The following is a 25,414-nucleotide window of genomic DNA, read 5'->3' as shown; positions in this document are numbered from 1 at the left end:
AGCTCGGTTGTGTGTTGCCCAGTTGTTGGTGTTGTTTCTAGTGCGCTAGTGCGCATAGGCTTTTCAATTTCTGTCGCTTGTTGAGCAATTTCTAGCCTTTGTTCAGTACCAGCAATCTCTTGCTGCAAATACTGTTCAGCAACTGGCTCGGTTGTGTGTAGCGCAGTGACTTGTGTTGTTTCTAGTGCGCTGGTGCGCATAGGCTTTTCAATTTCTGTCGCTTGTTGAGCAATGTCTAGCGTTTGTTCAGCAACTGATTCGGATGTGACTTTTGCAGAGTCTTGAATAGATATTTGCCCAACATCGACGGTAGTGGTTCGCGCTGGGTTTTGCATGCCCGTCTTTGTTGCGGGTTGAGCCATTTCTTGATTGCGATCGTAAATAATATTTTTCTCTGCTGGCTCTGCAGTATCTTTGTATGAACTATTTTCTTCTGACTGTGCGTTATCGTCTTTCGCTATTATCGCAATCGCCTCCAAATCAAACGGTTGCCGTTCGATAATCGCCGTAATAATGGCTTGGTAATATGCCGCCGGATTTACTAGTTGGCTGATCGGTGTTTGACTTGCAGCCGTCAGTTCTGCCCGCGCTTCTTGATCAAAAAATGGTGCCTGCTGAATCACTGCAATGGTTAATTGTTGCCATTGCAGTTTATCGAATTCTAACGCTTGTAATAGAACTGATGGTTGTCGGTTTGATAAAAGAGCCTGCGCAATGGCGGCCATATTATTTATTTCTGTAGTACCAGCAGCTGTAGTTCCTTGTGAAATTTTCTGCTGATTTTTTATAGAGTTTAGTTCCTTTGCGATTTCAGTATTTTCACTGGTTGAAAGATTGTTATTTTTATCGGCTAACGCCATTGCATTAGATGGTATCTGTTGTGCAATCAACTCAAGATCAATCAATTGATCGGAGATCAATGCCTGTAATACCGCAAGATAAAACGCAGAGGGTACATGACTGGATTGCGCGTGGTTATTTATAGCCGCAACGAAGTCAGCACAATTTTCACCGGTCGCGCTGTGCCCGAGACGTATATAGCTACTAATCAAACGTTTCAATAAAGCCACCTCAAGAGCAAGTGAGGACCACGCTTGGGAACCGCTTTTTAAACGTAAACACAGATCAAATAATTGATGATCACTAATAGTGATTAGGTTATCGCCAACCAAAGGATATTTGTCCTCCCCAGCAGTCGCGGTAGGGAGTGTCGTCTCTAATGGAGCGCTGTTATGGTTTGCGGCCTCCTTTGCTGATGAGTGAGCAATTCCTGTTAACTCTGTACTATTAGCTTGTTTATCTTGGCGAGAGAAATTTTCGTTCTCCAGTATATTTTCTTTTTTATGATCAAGTACGAATTGTTCAAATATTTGATGTAAGGCGGTGCTTTCCAGATTGTGTAGTTCTGCATAACGTTTTGCCAAATCCTTTAAAAAGACATGGCTAGATATTTCAGAATTTATATTTTTTGACTTGTTATTCAATATCAGACCAAGAGAAATTTCCCATAGTTGACGAGCGACCAATTCCGCTGATTGTGGATCAGATTGGTTATTGTCATTATTTTTTTTGTTTGCAGTTGCTGTTGTCGGAAATGGCTCTATTTGCACAGCAATATAGTTACTTAGCTGGGCCGCCTGTTGTTGTAAACGATGAAAAGTATTCTTTAACGAAGGCGCCAGCAGGGCAACTATGTCAATCTGTAAACTAAGGGGTAAGCGCAACATTAATTGTTGGCGAATTTCAGCCTGTGGCAAATAATGCTGGATCGATGCCAATAATAATGCTTGTTCATGTGCTATTAGTTGTGGCCAGAATTTCTGTAATTGTTGTGCATCGGCGCGAATCCATGCTGCAGCCAGTAGTTGACGCCATTGGTCCTGAGTCTGTTGGGAGCTACCTGTTGGTATGTCATCGCCACTTGATTGATTCTGTCTGGCATCCGATTGAGCGGGAATTATTTGCAGCGGAATTTCCACCTTGCCTTCCGCCAGATTACTCGCCTGCAGCGACTTCGCAATCTGTACTTGCAGGTTTAATAATTCCGTATTATTAACTGGCAGTGCAAGTGTTGCCAAATCCTGACGCAGTTGAATTTCACTTAACGATAGTGTGCTCGCCAACCGCGGCAAAATATCATTTATCCAAACCTGTTCATTAGCGTTAGGTTGCGTCAATCCGAGCTGTAACAGCGCCTGCCAAACGCTTTGCTGCAATCTTATTGCTTGTTCATCCAATAATTGAACACCTTTTGCTTGACTATTATTTTCAAAAAAGTGCAGTAAATCGAGTAAGGCAATCACCCATTGCACGTGCTGTGGTGCCAGTTGGCGCAATAATTCCATCCGCTGTATTACTGAAAATTGTGTCAGTAACCGCTGGATAAGCGCATCGCGCTGCGGCAACTCACGCAATAGATCGGCAATATTGTGTTGTGCAATCACTGCATCTAACAATTGTCCATGAAGAGCTGATTTAATTTCTGCTCTGCTTTGCTTATTTTGTCGCGATTCAAGCGAGGTAAAATCACTTGGATAATGAGCAGCTAGTTGTCCGGTTGCGAGATACCTTAATAGTTGTTGTAGCGCTAAGTGACCCTGTCCACTATCACCATTCAAGCGGTCTGCGGTTAAGCGCTTAGACTCTGGAATCACAGCCAATAATTGCGTTTGCAATAGCTGCGCGAACTGAATTAGCAGTTGTTCACGAATCGTTTGTTGATAATTACGGCTGGTAAGATTACCTAAATTAAATTCCAGCGTTTCAAATCGTAGTATTTGTTTGCCAGGAGCATAGTGCGAAAAAAGATTGTCCAACGCGGGTAACAAATCTTCCCTGAGCCACTCACTGAGCAGTGCAGTTTCATGACGAGCAAGCCTGGTCGTGTTAAACGAAAGATCAACAATCAACTCATCAATGCGATGCTCAGTTTGCATGACTTAGATCCAGTAAGCTGCAGAAGGGGTTTTTTGCTCAAGCCATGTGCGCAATCGTTGTGCTGCTCGATCAAGCGATTTTGTAGTGGCGCTACTGATATCCGCGTTCAATTTTTGTTGTTCATATTGATGCAGTGCATCCAGCCATGGCTGGTAGTAGCGTTCAAAGCTCTCCATGTCACGCAAGCTCAGCCAATAGACCTGAGGAAATAGATGGGCGGGTAAGTGATTGGCAATGGTTTTTTCAGCAAACTGGCGAAATGCCGGATTGGCAAATCGCGCAGTCCATAGCGGAAAGATAAAGCTTAGGCGGCAGTGGTAATAGTCATCTGCAACTGCAGTTTGATCTTCCTCAGCTTTTTTTGTTTCTCCGCGAGGCCGTAACAGAATATGTTCAAGTAGATAAAATCCCTCTGAACTTGCATTGATATCGGTAATTATTTTTTTGAATTTATGTACATAAGCAATAGCTTGATCTCGCTCCATCGATTTCTTTAGTGATGCTGCGCGCTGATGTGCTTGTGAATAGAAATACACGTCAACCAGATCGCCTTGCGCCTGTGGGCGCAAACGATAAGCATCTATACTTGTCCCCTCGCACATCATCGCTGGGCTTAAGGTGAGGCTTTTGTTCGGGGTGTAATTCCACTGCTGTAATTTCTGCTGCTGTTTTACTTTTAGCGCAGGAACCAGTTGCTGCCCAATGTTGTTTATTTCTCCCGTATCGGTGCGCTCAAAAATCGTTTTATCATCAACCAAATTTATTTGATTAGCGGCAAAACTTTGCGATAAATGCACGAGGCTATCCAGCTGTTGAATACCGAGCAGGATATTGATTTTTTTGTGCAGACTTCCAAGATTACTCGATTGCCAGTGAGCTGTGCTGGTATCAAATGCACCCGAACGGCTGTTACTGATTTCAACTAAATGCAATAGATAGCGAATTTTGTTGTCGATCGCCCAATAATCCGGCTGCTCTTGATGATAATAATTGAAATGTAAAAGTGCGTCCTGCGAAAACTCTTCCCCATAAAGTGCAAGTAGTGTGTCCAGCGCACGACTTTTGCGATCACAAGCCTGATCATGACGGGCCTGCACCGCTTGAATTTCCGCCAGATCAATATTGGTGTCCGCGTAAAGCTCTATAAAATTCGGGATGTGATGATTGTCGAGGTACTGGGCAAAATAGCTGTGATTAGGCTGTTCATTTAAACTGAACAGCTGTTGCAGATTCTGGATATGCGCAAGCATATTGGCTAGCAGTTGTTCAAATGGATAAAGATAAGATTTAAGTTGTTGCGCCTGCATATTGCGCGTAGCCGACTCTCCACCCGGTACACCCGCAGCATTAATGCCATAGACATTGGGAAAATGATGTTGAATGGAATAATAGTCCGCATCATTGTGTGGTCGCCCCTGCGGTAGGGAATAAAAATTGGCAGCATTAGTTTTGTTGGTGCGGAATGCGCGGTATTCAAATTCCAATTTTTCTAATGCACGTCGCGCCTCCTCCATGAGGATATCAATGGTGTCTCCACGCGCTTTTACCACACCTGCCGGATCAGTCGTTTTTCCGGGGTTAAAATCAATATTAAGCCATTGCTGTTGCGTAACATTTTCCGGGAATTTAAGAAAAAACGATTTTTGATCAAACGCGTGGCTATTTAAAAGCTTACCTGTACTATCGACCAATTCCAGACGATAGACCTTTTTCACCCCCTCGATTTGTGCTACCAACCCGCTGAGCTCATCTAATGATGTAGTACTGTTATAGGTATTGAGATCTTCACTGTGGATATAGCCATGGCGAGTTAACGGGCCGGAGAAAATATCCGCCAGATCCATTTTTTGTTGTACCAGCGTTTCGTAACGATCTATTCGAATATTGGACGAAATTTTGCGCGCGACCTGAAAAAAAACATCGGCATAAATTGCCGCAGGGTTGCGTTTACCTGTGGTTTCAATCACACCTTTTAAAAAACAGGCTTCGCTCTGCTCAATCCGGACACTTGCAAGATCTTCGCCCAGATTGCGATTCTTGACAAAAACACGCTGCACTTTTTGCATTATTTGTTGTTTTTGTTCATCGCTATACGCAGGCCCCGTCAACGGCTCTAATAGCTTAATCGCAATTTGATATAAACAAGCGCCATAATCCGCAGGAGGATCAAGCGTAGTAAGAGTAACGGCATCTAGTTCAGGGACTTCATCCAGTAAACGTTTGCAGTAATCTTCTGCCGTCACTGGTCGAGTAGGAAAAATGTCTTGCGGTTTGTATAGCGCGTATTGGTTAAAATCAATCAGCCCACGCTCATTGGCAAGATAATCGGCCACCGGCACATTGGTTTGATAGGCTAGTTCACTTAAACCAAAACACAATTGTTCCAAAATGGTGACGCCTGGATCATGCAGGTTGTAATCCGTCCAAATATTGCCCGCAAGTTCCTGTACGCGCGCAATACCCTCTGCACGCAAATTTGCAAAGTCGAGACCATCCGGGTCTTCTTGCAGACGCGAAATGACATCAGACGAATTCATTGATGCGATTCTCGCGCAGTTATCTGTGTCGTGTTCTTGTTGCTTGAATCGGCCTGTTGAGTTTGTAATTGTTGATGCAAATAATTAACCAGTTGGCACACACGGTTATAGGGCAACTCACCCAACGCTTTGATACAAATACTAAAATCTACAGCGCTAATGATAAAAAGTGCTGGTGCGCTGCGCTCGGCTCCGGTTTGATAAAATTGTTGTGCCTGATGATTTAATTGGCCAATTATTTCAAACACTTGCTTAAACGGCTGCTCAACCAATGCCTCCAGAATCAAGCTACTCTGTTCCAGCGTCAGGTAAAAATGTAATTCTCGCGCACAGGATTCAGTCATTTTGGTCGCTCATGCATTATTAATAGAATTAAATTAACGTCTGTTTAATACAATTTATTTGTTGGGCGCTTGGCTGCTGTCCAACATCAGAGGATCAAACCACAGGCGCGCCAAGTGATATTTAATCCAGATACTTTTGCCGTAAGAGCACTGCACGCGCATTTGTAATTTAAAATGAAACTGCCCTTGCTCCGGTACCGGCTGCCAACGCAATTCAATGCGGTTACATTTATTACCAAAATGCGCATCCTGAGTATTGATACTACTTTTGCCATTAAATGTGTTCAACGCTATGGCGTGCAACAGCGCATATTTTCCATCGGCATCCTGACCGCCCACTCCAGCCATTACTTCAAACGCCTCACAGCCAGTTAGCGCACTGGTAATGTCATGCCAGTCGCCATCGGCTGGCACGGCCATCTCACCGACTTTGCCCATACGCCCAGTACAGGCGATAGTGCCTTCAACATCGAGAGTGGTCTGCGGGTTTTCTTTATTAATACCTACCGCCACACGCAAATTGCCTTGACTATCATCACTATGACTGTAAAGGCTTAATACGCGTGGACAATTAGGGGTGCCAAAATGCAGTTTATTTTCATTGGTGCTCAGTTCGAGAAACCACTGCGGACTTTCCACCGCGATATTTTTATAGAAACTGAATAATCTACCCGAGCCCATCAGCTGGGAAATTTTTAAACCATCGCGGCTGGTTTTATCAAAGCCCTCCTCAAGAATGTTGACCATTGAATCGATCAGGTTGGAAAAATCCTGCTCTGATGGCATTTTTCCTTTCTTGAATTTATTTTTCAGCGCGTTTCTATCTAATTTTTCCATCGTGCTTGCCTATTAGGGAATGATGAAAGTACTGCCCACTTCCAGTTCATCAACACCCGTGCGCAGGGCGTCAATCTGGCGATGCTGATCCAGTGTATCTAGATAGTGGTGCGGCAAAGGTACCGCCGTACTCCAAGGGTAAGTTGGCTTTAAAGTCTGGCGGTATTTCTCGTCGCCTTCTACGCTGCCGGTGTCGTCCAGAATAAATAGTCCCTCACCTTGCGGTGCAATCCGCAACAAAGAAAAATCGGTAACGTGTTCAACGTAATGCAGGTTGTGAATAAATGATTTCACTTCTTGTTCGTTTACACTCCACCCAAAATGTACTCTGTTGCCTTGTTCACTCCAAGGTGACAGGTAATCGCATAACGCCTGGTTCAATAGGTTTTGATGCCGACCTATATGCAGGCCTTTTTTAAATTGCACCGCACAGCGCACCTGTATTTCTTCATAGACTGGATTTTCTACCGTCAGCTGTACCAACTGCGGTGTTAAGGGCGCGATAAATTCTTTAATGGATAACATTAAGTGGCCGTCAAAATAAGGTTTAAAACCTTGTTCTTCAGTAGCCTGGTGATGTGGAATCGGAATAATCAATAAATGTCCGGGGCTAACCGGAGCTTGTGGATCAGTACACAAATTGGCAAAACATTTCACTTTATATATTTGTGGAAATTTTTCCAAAATTAACATTTCGTAATCGAGCGGAGTTAGTGCCCGATTTTTGTGACGCAAACGCTCGCTGATACGAGTGCGTAAATGAGCAAGATTTTCTGCAGGCACGCCACCAAAAGAGCCGGTGATCTGGCTGATACCGGTAATTCCGGCAATTGTCTGACGCGGGCGTTTAATCGTATCCGGCGGAAGTTGCATGGGTTGCTCAGCCGGGGGGTGCGTACCTGAACGCCAAGTAACTTTTACCGCTTGCGCATAAACAGAAAACAAGTCACTGAAATGCGTTAGCGCTTGGTTGGCACTGATTTTTAACCAATACAATCCGCCGGGCATAATACTGTTGGCAGCAGTTATTTTGTCCGGCATGGTCAGGGTGATTATGCCGGAGGTCATAAAACCCTCGGTGGAATCGCTCAAAATATGACGTGGATTAAGTGACTTCCACTGATTGTCGCTCAAGTATGACCAGCTGACCAAAGCAGCCGGGGTGAGCGATCCGCTGCGGCCTTCGCGACGCGCCTGCGCCAACAATTCATCACTCAGCGGCAAAGAATTATTTTGCAAATGGAAAAATAGACTTAGCTGTTGAATTGGACTTGCTGCAATGCCGATAAAGAGCGAGCCATCATCAGGATATTGCGGCAGCAAATACAACCGCGGATGGCGCAGTGGCGATATGGCTTCCCAGCCCAGTGGATGCAAATGAAAAAATTGATCTTTGTAGCAGGGATCATCTTCACGCCCGGTGTCAGATAGGGTCAATATCGACACGGCAGAATAATTCAAACGTATCGCGCTGATTTCCGGTGTATAGGGTGGATTGGGAATTGGCCGCGCAAAACGCGGGTGTTTTACCCGGGTGTTGTGGGTCAATACTTCCGCAAGTAAGTTGGGATACTCGCGATGACCAAATGCCCCTAGTGGCCCTTGCAGGGTAAATTTAAATAGCCCGGAGCGGGTTAGCGGCGAATAGGTAAAAGTACGCTTGGCCTGGTATTGATCCTGCGCTTTATAAAACGGAATCGCACTATTGGCCGATAGGGTTTTAGTGGTAACTAAATGTGCAGTCCCATTTTTTAATGGAAAGTTAAACAGAGTTTGATTGTTATCGACACCCGCTGGCTGCCAGCGGCCATCGGCTAATACGCTGACACTGGCAACAAATAAATGGTTATCTTTCGGGTGTAAGTAATTGCGATACCAACTGCTAAATCCTCCAGCGTTGATCGGCAAACTACTCCATTCAACATCCACACTCAATGAGCTTAACTGTTTGCTGCGTGTCTCTTCGTGACCAACGATAAAATAGGAGCCTACGTCCGGCATGGGGCCAAAAGGAGTAAAAGGGGCGAGCGGTGAAAGCTGGCCAATATTATTGTGCAACAACAAATCATGGCAGCCTTTTACATCGACCTGAATGCGCACTTCTTTAAGCACTAACTGTTTCAGAATGTCGTAAGGATACTGCAGGTAATTTTCTTTTAGCGTAAAACGTAATACTGGTAGCACAGTAGTAAGTGGATCGCCATGCACTTGCGTTTGATATCCGCTAATGGCGGGGGTATTTTCCGGCAACAGAAAGCTTAGGCGCACGGCATTAGGTTTGATACTGGCATCGATAGCGCTGTAGGCCGGTTTATATTCCGCAATATCCAACCAACCTTCCGCCGTCGTCAGGCTAAGTTGAAATAGTTTGCTGAAATATGCAAAAAACTTTGCTTTATCATCAGCAATATTATCTTTGATATTGGGTAAATAGCGCAGGATATTATTAAGCTTACTCCACGGCTGGCGGGTAATATCTTCGAATGCCAATTCAACGGTAATATGCCGTTGTCCCTCACGCAGTAATAGTACGTTGCTCGCCACAGCAAATCCGAGGCGGGCGCTCATTGCTGCATCACTCGCACGACCATCACTATTAGTGAGATTGCGCGCTGCACCAAAAAAAGGTTGGGCGGTAAATTTATCGCGTGTTTTTTTATCTGCTTTGGGTTGGGCATTGATGACATTAAGCCAACAGCCATCTGCCAGGGAAACACTGGTACGGGAAGGGGATTTTTGATTTTTTTCCACGCTATTACGCGCAGTTGCAGGCGCGCGTAAATCGAGCTTAACGCGCGGAAAGAATAAACTGTAGAGCTGTTCTACCTGAGCATCATTAATAATCACCTCATCATCAGAGGCATAAACAATATCGCGGCTAGCACTATCGATACCAGCAAAAAACTCAGTGCCTTTGGGCAAGCGAATATCGCGCTCTTTCGCACCAGGCTGAAATACCAAATACACACTGTCGGGCTGGATTGGGCGAGTTTTTGCCTGCAATATTTGGGTGAAATAGAAATCGATAAAATCCAGCGTAAAACGATTTAACCGGTGTTGCAGTTTTTGGTAGAGCGTAATAAAAGCAATGCGCAGCGCCAGTGCTGGATCGTGATTTTTACTGTGCATGGACTCCGGCAATAGTTGCCGGGCACTGGCCTGTATCATATCGACTGCTTTCAACAGCGAGACATAAAGTGAACGAATATTTAATTCAATATGTTTATTGGCATTATCACGTTCGCGTGTTTCACTCGGTTGCTCGCCTGCAGTAATCAAATGCATAAAGTGCGAGGAAAAATACTGCGATTGTTTGACTCGCTCTGGCATGACACCATGCACGCGATACAGTTCTTTGGCCAACCCGAGAATAACGCTTTCAATCAAACCATACAGATTTTCACCTGCGCTACTCTGTGGGTGTTTTATCAGACACAACCAGCGGTCTAGTGTGCGCGCCAAACCCAATACTGAGGCTGGATTTTGCGCTTCAGTTAACGCCCATTCTTCAGTGCCAATCTCTTGTTGCAAGCGCGCGTTAAAACGCTGCTCCAAATCATCGATATTGAGTGCTAGTATCTGCGCCATCACCACAATTTCATCCCGTGCAAACAGGATTTGTTCAATATCTTCCGGCGAAAATGTCACGCCAGGTACTTTCACCAAGCGCGCGTAATCTTGCAGCTGCGTCAGCAGTTGCGCAAAGGTCATCTCATCGACATTAAAATAGTGTTGTTCAAGCGCAGGTAAATAGCGGCGCTGCCGACTCATGCCATCGCGGACATGCAGCTGGAGCGGCAACCCTGTTGGCGCAGTATGCGTATCGCTCATCGGCGAATTCGCTCCCAACACAAATGTGGGTAATTGTGCAAAAAGACATTATGCAGAGACATTGCTGCCTTCATTAAAATAAAACGGATACACCAAGTTGTAGCGGTTGTTCGTCGCACGTACCCGGTAGTGAACGTGAATTTGTACTTTTCCTTCGCGATAATCGTCATCGCTCACATCAATGCGTTCGACAATAACGCGAGGTTCAAAAAATAAGATTGCTTTCTCAACCGTATCGCGCATCACCGCAAAACTACCTTCATTGAGCGTATCAAAAACATGCGCTTTTAAACCGCAACCATAAATAGGTTGCATTATCCTTTCACCCGGTGTGGTTGATAACAAAATCAACAGACTTTCATGAATATCCTGTTCTGCACTGACCATTGCCAATCCTTTGCTGGTGAACTGCGGTGGAAAACTCCAACCGGTTCCTAAAAATGATTTATTACTCATAGCCGAAATCTGTGTGTGTTAATCGAATTAGCCGCCAATCATCACAGTTGGCAGACCCAAAACAATATTGCCGCCATGGGCGGTAGTGTCGCCCATACGCGCTGCGGGTTTGCCGCTAATCATGACCGTCGCAGACCCTTTCACAATCGAGTCGGGTGGGCCGACGCACACACACATATCGCCCACTACGGCAGCAGGCAAACTGCCAATTAATACTGTAGGCACACAGGGGCCACTAATGGGGCCGCCTACGTGAGGTACTATGCCGGTCACCATCGGGCATGCGTGCATATCGGTAATTCGTGCTGCAGGTGGCATGGTTTAATTTCCTTTTTGGCAATAACGATTTATGTCTCTTTTATTGCGGGTTTAAAAATTAGTTAATCATCACCATCGCGCCTTTGATGGTGGTGGTGCCGGACGCAGATACTTCTGCGGTTGCACTGCCTTTCGCCGTAAAACCGACATTGGCAGTGCTGGTGATATTTAATCCGGTTTGTTTGATATCCATCTGCGCGGTGGCTTCAATATTTTGAGTTGCTTGCATCACAATTTTCCCTTGTGCCTTTAGCGTAATATCCTTAGGGCTATCAAGGGTGATACCGGCCGAATCGAGAGTGACCTTATTGTTATTTTGATCTTGCAATAAAATTGATTTGCCATCGTCACTAATGACAATTTTATTGGTGCCGGGCGTGATGATGGTGATGATTTTTTTCTCTTCATCGAATTCCATTTTCATCTTGGTGCGAGTGACAATGGCTTTGGTATTATTTTCTGCTGCCAGACTATAGGGTGGGGCATTTTTACTGCTGTAGAGACTGCCAAGAATGACAGGGTGTGATGGGTCATCATTAAAAAATCCCAACACTACTTCATCGCCAACTTCTGGAATAAAAAATGCGCCGAAACTATTGGAGCTGTAGAAGTTGGCGAGCCGCGCCCAAAACTCGTCGGTGGCCGCACTCATTTCCGGAATGGAAACCTGCACACGATGCTGGCTCTCAGGATCAGCATCGAGTTTTTTTACTATCCCAATATGCAAACCACTGACGCCAGAAGTCAAACCCGCTGCTGGGCGTGCCATAGTTTCGTGGGTTTCAGTAAACCAATTGGGCGACATGCCAAATTCGGCACGCGTAAGCCAATTGCCATCACTCACTGAGTGACTGACGCTGCTGACAAAAATATTGCCATTAAAACGTTCACCTACACCGGCTAATTCAATAATAGTGCCCGGCTTGACCAACGCGCTGCCTTGAAAACTCACATGACCGCGAATACGGGCAAGCCCCGATTTGAGCTGCTGCGCTTTGGCCCAGGTGGAGAGAAATTCAGATTCCAGCGGCACGGTACTCTGCAAACGAAAATCACTCAGCCCTAAAACATCCGCTAGTGTCGCCGAGGTGATATTGCCTTGCGTATTAAGTGATGCGCTGGTCGCTTCACTTTGCTGGACTGCGAGTGTGGCGAGATCCCAGGCGTTGCCGGTCACTTTTTGGAGTTGATGACGCGCATCCAGATCTGCACTGAAATCGATAATATCGATACCGTATGTGAGCGACAAGACTGCGGCACTGCTGACCGCAGGCGCTTTGACACTGACCGTGCCCGCATCAAGAATCACCAACAACCCATTAGCTTCTGCCCGCGCGAGCATAAAATCCCAATCGCTACAGTAAAATTGCACCAGCTCTTTATGTTGTGTTGTCGTCGCGCTTACATCGGCGGTAAGTGCTGCGTAATTGCCAATTAGCTGCGTAATAATATCGCTGTCTTTTTTATCGACATAGTTGGCATTTTTGCGCCCAACTGTCATCGCAAGCGCCTTGTCTTTACACTCGATAACCAGACGTGAAGCATTGTTACCGCTAATTTTTATCGAGTGTTTGATAATGACACCGCTGAATACATCTACTAAATCCTGGTCGTAACCCAATTGGATTTTTATTTCGCTACCCGGTTTAAAAGTCGCCGTATCACTGACCGGAAATGCGCCATTAGGCATATCGCCGTCATTTAATACCAGTATTGCGGTGTTGATACGATTAGCAGCAAGTTGGATTTCGATCGACACTAATTCAATCGTGGTGGCAATCGCGGTGCCATCACACAAAATGGCGTAACTGACAACACCGTCGCTATTCAGAAGGGGAGAATTGGCCATCGTATTACACCAGCGGAGGAAAACGCAGCAATTGGCCAGGTTGCAACTGTCGAAAATTGTGCAGCTGGTTGAGGCGCGCAACAGCAAGATAATAAGAGCTGTCTTTATAAATTTGATAGCAGAGCATGGGCAAGGTATCACCCGCTTTAACTTCTACTAAATGGGTTAAATCGGGAGACTCCAAGCTCGCGCTGCGAAATACTTCTTCCGTGCTTTTATAGGCAGTAAAAACTAAATCCATTTTTGCGCGCAGCGGTTCACCGCTGGGCTTGAATAAGGTGTAATTCACTTTCAGAGCTTCCATGCGCGCTTTAAATAATAACGGCCCCCAGGAAACTTCGACTACCGGCGGTTCATGTTCCGAGCCTTTGTACTCATAAGCCACTTTGCGTAATAGTGCAACTTGTGCACGTACACTGCTGCTAGTCCCTTCAACTACTCCGGTACCATCTAATACCAGCTCTTTGAATTCAATTTTATCGGGCTTGGATTTGCTGTATTTTTTTTCGCTGCCCGGCCCAAGCGCCTGGTTTTCCGCGTAGACAATTGATGAACTATGGCTGTAGCCCGCCGGGTTAATCAGCGCTTCAAATGGTGTATCGCCATTCACCGTAGCAACGCCGTCATTGACATCGCAGGGCGAAATTTTGAGTTTTATTTTTGTCCCATTAGCCAGTGTCATGATCTACCGCTGCCCTTTATCGCTGAGCATTTCTACAATTAAGCGGCGACATTCGCTCAATACTTCTTGTTTTATATTGGCATTCGCGGCATCGCGATTTTCAACCGGGGCAATTTCTTCTTCATCCACCACATTGGATTTAATCAGTAGCTGTCTAATTTCTATGGCCATGATGGAATTATCGCAAAGTATTGAATCAAAAATTCAGGTTATAGAATTCGCTTGGCGTAGGTGTAACTCAACACGATTTTTTCAATAGCAACTTCATTTTTAGTCGAGTTAAAAGCCTCCACTTCCCACTTGATAGGAAACGCATTGGCAAAAGTCCAGCCGCGAATTGGCTCGGCGCTGCTATTGAGCAAATAAACACTAATGGATATGGGCACAATCTGATGCATAAAGTCGCCCTCCATTATCGCCCGACACCAAATCACTAAAGGCGACGCTGCAGGCGCAATCCCGCGCTTTAATTCCAGATTGCTCTGCTTGATCGCCGTGGGTAATTTATGGATAAACCGATTCTCACCACCTTCGGACACATCCTCCGTCGACATCTCACTGGAAATGCCCGAGACGTCCTGAAAGGAAGAGTCAACGCCATCGCTATTAGAGCCAAAAACTACTTTGAAATAAAACGCAGAAGGCGGGTATAAACCGCCTTCTGCGCTATCCAGGGAAGATGCTATGGACATTTACCTGCGCACACCATTAACCATTTGCAATAGTTAAACCTTCGTGAACAATTTCAATGCTCTCGATCGCAACCTCATTGCCTTCTGCTTTCAAATCAGTAGACGAAATTTTGGTCGGCCAAGCATTGGCCAAAGTCCACACCATCGTGGGAGCACTGCTCTCATCAAGCAGACTGATGGTAACGGGAACGCGTTTGATCGTATTCAATTTGATTTGGTTGAGCCAATCCCAAAATTTGTTATCGCCTTTGAACACGCCTTTTTTCATGGTTACATTGCCGAATTTTTTCATGCCCGGCATTTTAATCACAGAAAATTGCTTGCTATCACCTGAGCGATATTTAATTTCTTCCGATTGAATGTCCAATCCGCTCACTTCCTGGAAGGACATCACATTGGAATCCCACTTCACTTCAAAGTGAAACTTGGGCAGGGGCCAAATATTGGCTGATTGTGTTGAACCGTCTTCTGCCATAGTAATCTCTACCTTAATTTTTCTATGGATGGAAAAATGTGCAAAGTCCTTGCAGTGAATTCACTGGGCATTTATCCGCAAATAAAATCAGCAAATGAAATGCAACAACCTCGCGTCAAATGTATTCGCTTAACAATTTATGCAAGAACCCAAGGCAGGCGCCTTAGGATTTTTGCATTTGTTGCTGGAAGGTAATCTCAATAAATTCTGCCGGACGGCTTAAAGCAACTAATACCGTTACCCGCAAAATACCTTCGAGAATATCTTCGGCAGTCATGGTTTCGCCCAAGCCTACGTGCACACTAAATGCATCTTCCGGGCTTGAACCCGCAAGACCACCACGCTTCCAGACACCGGTGAGGAAATTGCCGATCATACTTTTGATGGTGACCCAGGTATTGGCAACGTTTGGCTCAAACACATAAGCCTTGCTCGCCAATTTTACCGACTCTTCCAACATGATCATGGTGCGGCGCACATTCACGTAGCGCCAATCCAGACTGTTGCCATCAAGTGTGCGTGCGCCCCATACCAGCGTGCCTTCACCGATAAAGGTGCGAATTGCATTAACGGATTTACCGGCGGTATTTACGTTGAGGTCTTCTTGCTCTTCGTGATTGATATTCACCGTGGGCGATGCAACTGCGCTCAAGCTAACGTTTGCTGGCGCTTTCCACACACCGCGGGTGTTATCCACCATGGTGTAAATACCGGCCATCGCCGCGCTCGGTGGCAACAGATTTAATTTGTGCTGAATACCGGCGAGCACTTTATTGTAGAGCGGGCAAACTGCGCTGAGGGTTTTATGCAATTCATTGTTTTCCGCACTGCTTTTAGTTGGCGTATCTGGCAGCTTGGCGATTTCGGCAATGATACTTTCTTGTTTTTTCAACGATGGAATCGTCTCGCGCACTTCTTTCGTCAACAAACTTACCAGCACAGGCAGGCTGTCAGCGTGAATATTGCGGAACGACAACTCAGACACAGGCACAATCGAACTATTGACCCAAGGGTAATAAACGGCGCTAAAAGCAGGGAAGTTAGTGGCCATTTTATTGCGGAAATTATCGATACATTCGTTATCGCGGTTATCCATAAAGCCGCCGTAGATATCGAGAATCGCAAAACGGTTTTTCATTTCATAGCCGCAGTGCGCGACCATGGATTGCTGCAGTTTGTAGCAGTCGGCTTGCGCCAATGACACCGCGTCGGGAATCACCAACATCGTTGGCTCTTGCTCTTTTTTCAGCAGTTGAATGCCGGCCGACAAATCACCCTCTTCAATGTCACTGCTGTAATGACCCACAGAGACAATGTAACAAGCGCCGCCGCCATTTTGAAAGAACAGCATCATGCTGCGATAGAGCAGATAGTAAGAGCCTTCGAGTGAAAGAAAGAATTTGTCGTCTTTACCGAGTGAAAAATCTTCATCGTCACCACTAAACGGATCAGGATTTTTATCCACCCCGGCTATGGCAGCAACGGCCTGACGCGCGTTATTAATTTCGGTCGCAATGGTGGTTTCATCCTCCGATGCACCTGGCGCAGCAGCAAATACAACAGGTGTCGGTGCAGCACTGCCCTTGCGTGCAAGGCTAAATGTGGCTGGCGGTGGACCGCCAAAGTAGCTGATAAATTCAGCCATTGATGAGATGCGCCAAGGTTTGTTGAGTAAGCTTTTACCTTTGTTATCGGCAAACTCTGTGTAGCCAACAAACGCCGGAACGGCGGTCGCTACCTCAACAACTGAGTTGGGAAATGCGTCTTTTTCGAGGATATAGACGCCGGGAGTTTTATACGCGCCAGCCATATTTGTTCCTTTAAGTGCTATTGATTTACATAAATTTCTGCAACAAGGATTTGCTGCCCCCTGAGATCCATGCTCTTGCTGATCAAGTTAACTCCTGCGTTGGGTAAACGCTTGATCAGGATTCTGCCTGCGTTGCTTTTATCTTTCAGTTGAAATCGTTGTTTTGGCGCACTGTTCATCGCAATGGGAATTTGCGAAATAAACGCCTTGCCATTTTTGACGACAGCTTCATCGCTGGGGTCAAACATCACCGCTTGTTGCGAACCTAAATCATGGATCTCCAAATCCAATTTCGCAAGTTCGCCAAAAAAATAGTACTTCCAATAAATATCGCGTGGGTTGAATTGGATTCTGCGAATAACGGGGTTATCGGCTTCCCGTGCAGTCACAAATTCAGCGCCGCTTAAATCTATATCTACAATTAACAGCGGGGTTTTATCGCCAGGTTTTGCACGCGCAGCGCGTGCATCTGACAATTCTGCCGCTTGTTCCTCGTGCAATACAAGGCTGGTGTTATCTGCTGTAATATTTTTACTGTGGTAATACAAAGGCAATTTTTTATTTTGTGTTTCCAACGTATAAAAACCAAAATAGGGATCCTGCGCGAATACTTCAAAACGCAGCACCGCATCTTCATCAAACGCTACCGAACAATCTTGATCGGCGATCAACGAAAATCCCGTCGCTTCACTGCGCATTAATAATTGATATTGCTGCATTACCCGCCGCGTTGCGGGCGTAGATGAAAAAATTAAATTGGTACAACGGCCATCGGCAAAAAAAAGATGCTCAACCGCCAGAGTCAATATGGGTTTGAAATGTGCCATGAATGTTGACCCATATTAACCGCGCAAATCGCCTTGCGGTTTGCTAACCAATGGCAATTGCGCAATTACGTTATCAGGATTGACGGTTACCATACGTACACGGTAATACACGGAGGGAAGGTATTTCCCGCCCAATAAACCCCAAAGATTACTTAAATCCTGAATATTCAGGTTCTCGATATCCAATACGAGTTTATCGATGCGAGAGTCCAGATCCGGTGTTGAATGTTTATCAAATACCGGCTGCATCTGAAAAAAAGCGATAGCTTTGGAAATAAATTTCAGTGCTTCAGCATAGTTGCTACCACTGAAATTTGCCGCCAACATCACATACAAATTTAAATACACAGAGCGACTGCCAACCATTGCACGGCCATCAAAACCGGTGGCGCGCGCTGCACCGGATTGCGGCACAGTGTCTTTTTCAATATTGGTCAGCAGTAAAATTAATTTATTATTCGTGTGCGGTGCCGCGCTGCCATCGCTCTCCACTAAACTGGATACCACGACGATATCTTCAGTGAGATTATTGGTGCGCTTGAGATAAGCATTCAGCTGCGTCGCTAAATGATTCATGGCAGCCTGAATCAATCCACACCCCTGACAAATATATTGTTATTTATGATTTTGGGGATGTTAGCACAAAAATTTTTTGCGTCTTGTTCTTTTTTAAATACCTACCCGTTCACAAAACAAAAATGTTGGATAATGCGCCAAATATTTTATTTTCATGCTTTAGGCGTCGAATACTACAAAAGTGGCGCACAAATCATCTTTATCGCCTGCCAAATGTGCATTGGTAAATGCAGGATCGTATTGATTTGCACTTGGTGCGTGACAATATGTTTTCGGCAACAACATAAATCTAGTGGCATTGGATTGCGCAAAGTAAATAACAGCAACTGAAAAATGAATTAAAAATTACAACACACGGTCACCAATCGCTAAAAATTTTCCTCTCTGGTTTTTTATTATTTCTTGTCGCATAAACTCGCTCACGGATTATTTCGATGTAATCCCATGTAATATTTTCGGGTGGCGTATTTTAATTCAGATGCTTTACTCTCTGCTTGTCGTCATGGATGAGGATTAATTATTTTTTATTGAATCGCTGTATCAGCAGTTCATCACGACTATTTTTCATCCATTTGTTTGTCGATGTACAAGGAATTTTATATGCCACATTTTATTTTTTCTACGCCTGCGTTAATTCAAGACTTCAGCGATTCCCCAGCTTTGCAGCAACAGCTAAATCAATATTGGGATTTGGCGATTGATGCTTATACTCAGGCGGCGTTAGTTAGCAATCCCTGGACTGTCAATTATCAAGCTCCTTGTGATTGGTATGTGAATCCAAAGACAATTGATATACCCGCCAGCAACCCAGTTGAACCCATTTTTTGGACAGCGTTTCCCAATCGATTAAAAATTTATTTTTCTGCGGCTGAAAAAAGTCCGTATAACATGAGTAGTGCGCAGGTTTATGCAATCGCCGATTTTGGCAATATTCCGCAGTCCAATGCATTTCCAACTGGATTACCTTTTATTATTCCGAGCAAGCGCTGCCCGAATTTAAATTGGCAGCAACCTATTGATGAATGGGTGAACTACGATCCGCAAGGGCCGCGTGGATGGTTGGATGAATACTGCGAGTGGGCGGTGACGCGTAATGAGCAGGGTAAGATTACTAAAATTTCTTTTACCTGCGAGAACCCCGAATATTGGTTTAGCCTCTGGCAAGTATCTCCGGAAAAAGTGCTCGCACTTTATCAGCAATTAGTAAACCCGAATGTTGTGCTGGAAGATTTGATGCTGCCTGCAACCGATGGCAATGGTTTTGCGATTGATCCCAGCACCGGTCGTGCTGCTTATAATCCGCTAAATAAATGGAATCGCGGCACTGTCGCAACAGAAAATTTTGGCGGTGCCGTGCACTTGACTAGCCCGCCCAACACAATTGGAGCAGAAATTATGTTGGCGGCACAGGCGACACTGCTGCGTCAGTTGCCGCCCGATCAATACAATATGCAACGCATGGTATGTGCCGGCGCTTATGGGCGCGCTTATCGCAATAGCGATCCACATATTGGTTTGCAAGTGAATCAATTAGTCAAAAATTTAAATGTCAAAGTTACCCTGACTAATCCGGTCGGTTTGTATTTGCAACGGCCAGATTTCAGCAGTTACAAAACACCTGACGGCACCGATGCCAGCACATTTTATAAAGTGATTCGCGGGCGCACGGCCGAACAAGCGGGTACAACTTACGACCAGATTCTGCACGCGGAATTTTCGGTACCCGAAGCGTTGGGTTACACCGTTAGCGACATTCTATTGGGCAACGCAGTGCCGGGTAGCTCGCAAGTGCCAGTGCCGATTTCTTACGCGGGACAAATTGCCGATACTTTTCATGTGTGCCTCGCAGGCACTGCAATCACTCCCGCGACAGGCGAGTCACAGCAAACTTTCTTACCACCGGTGAGCGATAAGACCGGAGATACCAATGGACAAGTCAGTATGTTGTTAGCCAATAACCTATTGCTTGCCATGCAGGCAGTAAATCCTTACCCACCGTTTGTACAATTACCACTACAAATTAATCAAGGTCAAACACTGACCGGGCTCGCGCTACAAGCTAGTTATGCCAATGATAATTTCAATGATGCGCAAATCGCGTTTTGGGATGAGCAGGGCAATTGCGAAACCGGTATTAGCATCACTATCACCGCAATTGATACCAGCTCGGGAACCCCGGCGGGAAAAAGTTCCAGCAGTGATGGTCAATTCAATTTCATCATCACTATCGCAGTGGCGGCGAGTGTAAGCCCAGGTTTGAAAGGCGTCACGCTGCACAATCCTAACTGCGATATGCCTGTGCCATTGCCGGGTGTGTTGTATGTCAACGCTAAAGGAAATTAAGCCATGATGAATTCAAAATTTTTATTTCTTGTTGCGGCGCTGATATTAGCAGCAGGTTGCAAACCAAAAACGCAGCCGGTTGATGGTGAAAAAAATCCCGCACCTATAGCCACAGCGAGCAGCAGTGCCCCAGTGACTTTTCCGTGTTTGAATGCACCGGCAGTGAATTACAACACGCCGGGTGATACACCCATTACATCGCAAGATGGAGTAAATTGTTTTGCTTGGCAAACCTTTATTGGATTGAATTGGCAGGTGGATGCAAGTAGCGCAGGGCAGCCAGATAAAACTGTGCCTGCCGCGAATTTTGGTGAACCGGGTACAACGCAAACATCGGTGTGGGAAACTTACGCCAACAGCAAAATTATTTTTCGCGCAAATGCAGAGCCACCTTTGCCTTGGGGGCAACAGCCAGATGCACCGGCCAGCTGCAAAAAAATCGCGCAGGAAAAAGGGCTGCGAGTGATGCAGGCGAGCCGTATGCCCGGCAGTTTTAATATGACCGAAGAAGCATCCCAAGCATTTCCCGGCAACAATCCCAATTGGCTGGCGGATAAAAATGGCAATCTGGTGTATTACGAAATTTTGGTGGGCAAAAGTGAATACGACTACATCAATGCTAATGGTTTGTATAACGCCAACCTGCAAGCCGAGCATATCAAGCAGCACAAGAATATTGTGATGCCTATGAGGCATAACAATGTGCAAGGTGGTTTGGAAATTAAAGCAGCCTGGTTAAGTGTGAGCGATCCGCAAAACCCCAAGTGGAGCAGATATAAAACCAGTAGCGCGGTTATTTATGACCCGGTGAGCCTAAGCTGTAGCACCAGCGTGATAGCGCTGGTTGGCATGCACATCATTCACAAAACTGCATCGCAACCGCAATGGATTTGGGCGACCTTTGAACATAAGGATAATGCCCCCGATACGGCTGCGATAAAAACCGATGGCACTGTGGAGGGTGATTACACGTTTTATAACAATAGTTGCACTGTGCAATCGGTGCCCGCTGCTTGCAAACCCAAAATGATGAACGGTATTGCAGTTACGCAAACGTCCTGCGCGGCCAATGTATCGCCCGCTTACTATTTGGATAACACCGGCAATTGCCCTGCGTATCCAGTGCGAGTGAGCCGCGATTTTCCCATCAAAGATACCACCAGCAATCATGTGGCTTCGCTCAATAGAGCCGCGCAACAAATGATCGCCAATGCCAATAGTGATTCGGTGTTTGCGCACTACCAATTGGTGAATGTGCTCTGGTCATCGGCAGCGGTAAATGACAATGAGCCGCCGGGCAACCCTCCGGTTACGCCTCTATCGATTAGCGGTGAAACGCCCTCGCTCAATACAGTTCCCGTGGCCAATACCATGTTGGAAACTTATGCACAGGGTTTTAACTGCCTCTCATGCCACGCCTATGCGAGTGTTGCAAAGGATGCAAAGTTACAACTGGACGGCAAATCCTACGCCACGGATTACAGTTTTATTTTCGGCTTCGCCAATAAACCAGCAACCAATACGGCTACAGAAAAATAGAAAATCGCGCGCGGATTCTTCGCTGGGGGATTCGCAGCGCAATTTTTTCTATTTTTTTATCATTCCTTTTTTATCTTTTTTCTTTTTAAGGACAACGACTAATGATCACTCAACCGCTCGACGACAGCGCTATTGTCTATGCCAAAATTCATCCTTCCATCGGCATAGCGCGTGTCGGGAACTCCAAAAAAGAAGATGGTTTTTATATAGGCCCACAAGTTCCTAATCCTTACCCACAACCGCCGGGCTTTTATCGCGATGCAACCGGCGCATTAAAACGCGAGGTAGCGGAATTTCGCGTGTACGGCTACAACGCCAAAGGCGAAGTAGTGCGTGAATTGGTGATGGACAACACCACTGATATTGAATGGACCGTGGAGCTCGCCAACCACAAAGCTGCTTGGTACAACTTTGAAATTGCCTTGGATATTCCCGAGGCCGCAACCGCAAAATCTTCTACTCGGCGCAATGCCAACATCAAAACCGGACGCGATAAATTATCGATTACCCCGGGTGCGAGGAGCATTGTAAAACCCGCCACGCAAGGCCCGGATTATCATTTCACCGGCGGTAAATTTTTTGATGTAGAGGTTGCGCTGGGAGAACTGCGCACGGACAAAAACGGGCGCCTAAGGGTGTTTGGCGGTGTGGGGCAATCTGCCTCCATCGATGGCAAACCGCCTACTACTTTTGCCAATAACGAGGGCTGGTACGACGACACTGGCGATGGCCCGGTGACAGCGCAGGTCAGCTTGCACGGCCAACCCTTGCAGGTAATGCCTGCCTGGGTGGTAGTGGCGCCACCCAATTACGGCCCGCAACAAAAATCGGTGCGCACCATGTACGCATTGATGACCGATGTCGCCGTTAGAGCAGGTCAGTTGCCGGCACCGACCTGCCCATCCTTTCGCGACGACATCTATCCCATTCTCAAAGCTATGTGTGATTTGCAATGGATGAACGCGGGCTTTGCGGCCGGTTTTGGCTATGGTATGCCTCAGCATTTTCTCGCCCCGGAATATCTGCACAAATTGGCGATGCCCGGTGATACCTATGCCGAACTGCGCCGCACTGTTGCTAATGCCTTTCGCAATCCGGACACCGGCGATGTGACCATGAAGGCCTGGCCCTGGGTGTATGGCGATGCGATGGATATCCCGATGCCGCCCGTCACTAATGCAATGAACTATCTCACCAGCACCCAACTGGCACAGCTCGACTACTGGGCACGCGGACAGTTTGTCGCTGATTATGACCCAAGGTATGTGCCGTACGGCGCGCTGGATGAAGTACCTTTAGCGGAGCAACCTGCCTATTTGGACAAAGCCGCGCTGGAGTTTTGTCTGGCGGACGCCTTCCATCCCGGTTGCGAGATGACCTGGCCAGTGCGGCACGCCACTATGTATATGGAGCCCTACCGCTGGCGTCACCGCCCCGCCACCAACCCGGAACCGGACTATGGTTCTACGCTGACGTCCGCCGAGGCCTTGTCCTACAGCGGCCCACTCTATGCGCAGTTCCCCGGTTCTATCACCCGCTGGATGGCAGTGCCCTGGCAAACCGACACTGCCAGCTGCCGCTCGGGTTATGACCCGCAATACGACCCTTATCTGCCGACCTTCTGGCCTGCGCGGGTGCCAAACCAGGTATTGAGCGAAGAGAATTACCAGCAGGTGAAGGATCTATCACTCAGCCGCGAACAACGGCTGGCAGCGTTTAATAATCGCTCGGATTGGAACCGCACCCTCGGACCGCACGATCAGCAACTCGCCAATATGATTGATCGCTTCCCGGAAATGGGCATTGTCGAGGTGCGGCCGGGGATCGAAAACGACCCGGATTTTCCACCAGTCATGCAGGTAGAAGATCGCGGTGGCAAGGAACAGGATGCTACCGAGCAAGCACTGGCGATAAAGACCCAACGCGCGCTGCTGATGGGGCGAGAGTCCTAATTGGCCGCGCAGCAATGGGATGTCATCATCCTTGGAGCTGGCCCTGCGGGGCTAGCGCTCGCCGCGCGTTTGGCGCCCAAAAAAGTGTTGCTGCTGGAGCGCCAGGCACAGCCTGCAACCGGCATGCGCATTGGTGAATCACTGCCCGGCGGCGCCAGTGTCCTCCTGCAGCGTTTAGATTTGTTGACGGAATTCCTGTCAGGCAATCATTTGGAGCGCGGCGCAAGCCTCGCCATCTGGGATACCCCGCAACCTGTCTGGCGCGATAGCCTGCGGGATCCCGCAGGCCCGGGTTGGATTATCAACCGGCGACAATTTGAGCGGATGCTGCTAAACGCGGCGCTCCATCGTGGCGCCGCTATCCGTTATGGCTGCCAAAGTGTGCAAGTATCCAGAAAGAACGACGACTGGGCAGTGGAAATAGAAGGGGAGTGCGCTCTACATACTGCACCCGTGCTAGTCGATGCCAGTGGTCGCTCGGCAAGCCTTGCGCGGCGCTTGGGTCTTGCACACACCCGGCAAGACGCTCAGGTGTGCATCCACAGTTTTCTCGCATCCTCGGCAAACGACGAAGACACCACCACACGCTTGGTCGCTGACCGGAACGGTTGGTGGTATTGCGTCCGGGTACCCGGCGGCCACCGCGTACTCGCCTATCACACCGATGCCAAACACCCCGAGCGCTACCTATTGCAAAGTTCAGAGACATTGCTGGAGCACGCGCGACATCATCCGCTGCTCGCGGAAGTATTGATGCACGCGCAACCCACCGACGTACATTGCCGCCCAGCGGGAACCGTGGTGCTGGATATTAACAACTTGCACAAAGCCGGGCCGGGCTTCCTCGCCATAGGCGATGCAGCCATCACCTTCGACCCAATATCATCCCAAGGTTTATTCCACGCCCTTGCTTCCGCCGAAAGCGCCGCCACCGCAATCAACGCAGGCTGCGGCCACAATGCCAGTGCCCTCAACAAGTTCAAACACGAGCTGCTCGCCATCAGTAACCACTACCAAAACAAACTACAGCTCACCTACCAAGGGCCTGCCCGTTTTGCGACAGAAACTTTTTGGCGCGAACGGCGCGAAGGTGTACTCCCACTTCCCGACTAAACGCCTAGCAACATTAACCTTGAATGCGCTGTGATTTATTCGGCGTAGCGAAGTGAGTTTACTGTGGATGATGGGTTAACGTATGTGCTGCGACAGGTTGGTGCCTATTTTTGACCAATGGCACAATCAAGGTAGGTCGCCGGTGAGTTTACGAACCGCAACAGGTTTTAAGGGCAGTAAAGTGTCCAAAGCGGAAGTTGGTTTTTACTTTGGGCACCCATTTTCAGGTCAGCAAAATAGATTTAACATTCCCGTCTTCGCATGCTCCACAATAAACAACACGCAAGTGCGCAAAA

Annotated in this window: 19 protein-coding genes; 4 read left to right on the top strand and 15 right to left on the bottom strand. The window is 47.0% G+C overall.

Annotated features, from left to right (window positions below):
- The 15 genes from AC2CG4_RS19885 to AC2CG4_RS19815 form a co-directional block, all read right to left on the bottom strand.
- The coding region (locus AC2CG4_RS19885) for a contractile injection system tape measure protein (RefSeq protein WP_484487927.1) at nt 1–2,936 on the bottom strand (2,936 nt) is incomplete at its 3' end.
- 3 nt (nt 2,937–2,939) lie between these two features.
- Nucleotides 2,940–5,474, bottom strand: a complete 2,535-nt coding sequence (locus tag AC2CG4_RS19880; RefSeq protein WP_484487926.1) for a hypothetical protein — start codon at nt 5,472–5,474, stop codon at nt 2,940–2,942.
- Nucleotides 5,471–5,818 carry a hypothetical protein gene (locus AC2CG4_RS19875; protein WP_484487925.1) on the bottom strand — a complete coding sequence of 116 codons (348 nt, stop codon included), beginning with the start codon at nt 5,816–5,818 and terminating at the stop codon, nt 5,471–5,473. The genes AC2CG4_RS19880 and AC2CG4_RS19875 overlap by 4 nt, the downstream gene beginning before the upstream one ends.
- Nucleotides 5,819–5,872: 54 nt before the next feature.
- Nucleotides 5,873–6,655 (bottom strand): hypothetical protein, encoded by a 783-nt coding sequence (locus AC2CG4_RS19870; protein WP_484487924.1) that lies wholly within the window; start codon nt 6,653–6,655, stop codon nt 5,873–5,875.
- 12 nt (nt 6,656–6,667) lie between these two features.
- On the bottom strand, nt 6,668–10,486 hold the full coding sequence (locus AC2CG4_RS19865) for a hypothetical protein (protein WP_484487923.1): 3,819 nt from the start codon (nt 10,484–10,486) through the stop codon (nt 6,668–6,670).
- A gap of 48 nt (nt 10,487–10,534) precedes the next feature.
- The gene (locus AC2CG4_RS19860; protein ID WP_484487922.1) at nt 10,535–10,942 is read right to left on the bottom strand and encodes a GPW/gp25 family protein; all 408 of its coding nucleotides are present in this window, start codon (nt 10,940–10,942) and stop codon (nt 10,535–10,537) included.
- A 27-nt stretch (nt 10,943–10,969) separates the two neighbouring features.
- On the bottom strand, nt 10,970–11,260 hold the full coding sequence (locus AC2CG4_RS19855; RefSeq protein WP_484487921.1) for a PAAR domain-containing protein: 291 nt from the start codon (nt 11,258–11,260) through the stop codon (nt 10,970–10,972).
- 58 nt (nt 11,261–11,318) lie between these two features.
- The gene (gene vgrG / locus AC2CG4_RS19850; RefSeq protein ID WP_484487920.1) at nt 11,319–13,109 is read right to left on the bottom strand and encodes a type VI secretion system tip protein VgrG; all 1,791 of its coding nucleotides are present in this window, start codon (nt 13,107–13,109) and stop codon (nt 11,319–11,321) included.
- Nucleotides 13,110–13,113: 4 nt separating this feature from the next.
- On the bottom strand, nt 13,114–13,791 hold the full coding sequence (locus tag AC2CG4_RS19845) for a CIS tube protein (protein ID WP_484487919.1): 678 nt from the start codon (nt 13,789–13,791) through the stop codon (nt 13,114–13,116).
- Between the two features lie 3 nt (nt 13,792–13,794).
- A complete protein-coding gene (locus tag AC2CG4_RS19840; RefSeq protein WP_484487918.1) occupies nt 13,795–13,962 on the bottom strand; it encodes a DUF5908 family protein in 168 nt (55 codons plus the stop codon).
- A gap of 38 nt (nt 13,963–14,000) precedes the next feature.
- The gene (locus AC2CG4_RS19835; RefSeq protein WP_484487917.1) at nt 14,001–14,483 is read right to left on the bottom strand and encodes a phage tail protein; all 483 of its coding nucleotides are present in this window, start codon (nt 14,481–14,483) and stop codon (nt 14,001–14,003) included.
- A 16-nt stretch (nt 14,484–14,499) separates the two neighbouring features.
- On the bottom strand, nt 14,500–14,958 hold the full coding sequence (locus tag AC2CG4_RS19830) for a phage tail protein (RefSeq protein WP_484487916.1): 459 nt from the start codon (nt 14,956–14,958) through the stop codon (nt 14,500–14,502).
- A gap of 163 nt (nt 14,959–15,121) precedes the next feature.
- Nucleotides 15,122–16,768 (bottom strand): phage tail sheath family protein, encoded by a 1,647-nt coding sequence (locus tag AC2CG4_RS19825; protein WP_484487915.1) that lies wholly within the window; start codon nt 16,766–16,768, stop codon nt 15,122–15,124.
- Between the two features lie 17 nt (nt 16,769–16,785).
- Nucleotides 16,786–17,595 (bottom strand): hypothetical protein, encoded by an 810-nt coding sequence (locus tag AC2CG4_RS19820; RefSeq protein WP_484487914.1) that lies wholly within the window; start codon nt 17,593–17,595, stop codon nt 16,786–16,788.
- A 15-nt stretch (nt 17,596–17,610) separates the two neighbouring features.
- A complete protein-coding gene (locus AC2CG4_RS19815; RefSeq protein WP_484487913.1) occupies nt 17,611–18,171 on the bottom strand; it encodes a Pvc16 family protein in 561 nt (186 codons plus the stop codon).
- 600 nt (nt 18,172–18,771) lie between these two features.
- Between AC2CG4_RS19815 and AC2CG4_RS19810 the strand changes: the two genes are divergently transcribed.
- The 4 genes from AC2CG4_RS19810 (at nt 18,772) to AC2CG4_RS19795 (ending at nt 25,118) form a co-directional block, all read left to right on the top strand.
- On the top strand, nt 18,772–20,514 hold the full coding sequence (locus AC2CG4_RS19810) for a hypothetical protein (protein WP_484487912.1): 1,743 nt from the start codon (nt 18,772–18,774) through the stop codon (nt 20,512–20,514).
- A gap of 3 nt (nt 20,515–20,517) precedes the next feature.
- Nucleotides 20,518–22,053 (top strand): hypothetical protein, encoded by a 1,536-nt coding sequence (locus AC2CG4_RS19805; protein WP_484487911.1) that lies wholly within the window; start codon nt 20,518–20,520, stop codon nt 22,051–22,053.
- A gap of 101 nt (nt 22,054–22,154) precedes the next feature.
- Nucleotides 22,155–24,005 carry a LodA/GoxA family CTQ-dependent oxidase gene (locus AC2CG4_RS19800; protein ID WP_484487910.1) on the top strand — a complete coding sequence of 617 codons (1,851 nt, stop codon included), beginning with the start codon at nt 22,155–22,157 and terminating at the stop codon, nt 24,003–24,005.
- Nucleotides 24,006–25,118, top strand: a complete 1,113-nt coding sequence (locus AC2CG4_RS19795) for an NAD(P)/FAD-dependent oxidoreductase (RefSeq protein ID WP_484487909.1) — start codon at nt 24,006–24,008, stop codon at nt 25,116–25,118.
- The last annotated feature ends 296 nt before the right edge of the window (nt 25,119–25,414 follow it).

It is taken from the genome of Cellvibrio sp. ATLC23 (assembly GCF_057196725.1).
Note: the sequence above shows the minus strand (reverse complement) of the source record. Positions and strands in the feature narration are given on the sequence as shown.

Excerpts from the sequence above, each read along its gene's own strand:
- AC2CG4_RS19880 (WP_484487926.1), bottom strand. The coding sequence starts at position 5,474 with ATGAATTCGTCTGATGTCATTTCGCGTCTGCAAGAAGACCCGGATGGT.
- AC2CG4_RS19875 (WP_484487925.1), bottom strand. The coding sequence starts at position 5,818 with ATGACTGAATCCTGTGCGCGAGAATTACATTTTTACCTGACGCTGGAA.
- AC2CG4_RS19870 (WP_484487924.1), bottom strand. The coding sequence starts at position 6,655 with ATGGAAAAATTAGATAGAAACGCGCTGAAAAATAAATTCAAGAAAGGA.
- AC2CG4_RS19865 (WP_484487923.1), bottom strand. The coding sequence starts at position 10,486 with ATGAGCGATACGCATACTGCGCCAACAGGGTTGCCGCTCCAGCTGCAT.
- AC2CG4_RS19860 (WP_484487922.1), bottom strand. The coding sequence starts at position 10,942 with ATGAGTAATAAATCATTTTTAGGAACCGGTTGGAGTTTTCCACCGCAG.
- AC2CG4_RS19855 (WP_484487921.1), bottom strand. The coding sequence starts at position 11,260 with ATGCCACCTGCAGCACGAATTACCGATATGCACGCATGCCCGATGGTG.
- vgrG (WP_484487920.1), bottom strand. The coding sequence starts at position 13,109 with ATGGCCAATTCTCCCCTTCTGAATAGCGACGGTGTTGTCAGTTACGCC.
- AC2CG4_RS19845 (WP_484487919.1), bottom strand. The coding sequence starts at position 13,791 with ATGACACTGGCTAATGGGACAAAAATAAAACTCAAAATTTCGCCCTGC.
- AC2CG4_RS19840 (WP_484487918.1), bottom strand. The coding sequence starts at position 13,962 with ATGGCCATAGAAATTAGACAGCTACTGATTAAATCCAATGTGGTGGAT.
- AC2CG4_RS19835 (WP_484487917.1), bottom strand. The coding sequence starts at position 14,483 with ATGTCCATAGCATCTTCCCTGGATAGCGCAGAAGGCGGTTTATACCCG.
- AC2CG4_RS19830 (WP_484487916.1), bottom strand. The coding sequence starts at position 14,958 with ATGGCAGAAGACGGTTCAACACAATCAGCCAATATTTGGCCCCTGCCC.
- AC2CG4_RS19825 (WP_484487915.1), bottom strand. The coding sequence starts at position 16,768 with ATGGCTGGCGCGTATAAAACTCCCGGCGTCTATATCCTCGAAAAAGAC.
- AC2CG4_RS19820 (WP_484487914.1), bottom strand. The coding sequence starts at position 17,595 with ATGGCACATTTCAAACCCATATTGACTCTGGCGGTTGAGCATCTTTTT.
- AC2CG4_RS19815 (WP_484487913.1), bottom strand. The coding sequence starts at position 18,171 with ATGAATCATTTAGCGACGCAGCTGAATGCTTATCTCAAGCGCACCAAT.
- AC2CG4_RS19810 (WP_484487912.1), top strand. The coding sequence starts at position 18,772 with ATGCCACATTTTATTTTTTCTACGCCTGCGTTAATTCAAGACTTCAGC.
- AC2CG4_RS19805 (WP_484487911.1), top strand. The coding sequence starts at position 20,518 with ATGATGAATTCAAAATTTTTATTTCTTGTTGCGGCGCTGATATTAGCA.
- AC2CG4_RS19800 (WP_484487910.1), top strand. The coding sequence starts at position 22,155 with ATGATCACTCAACCGCTCGACGACAGCGCTATTGTCTATGCCAAAATT.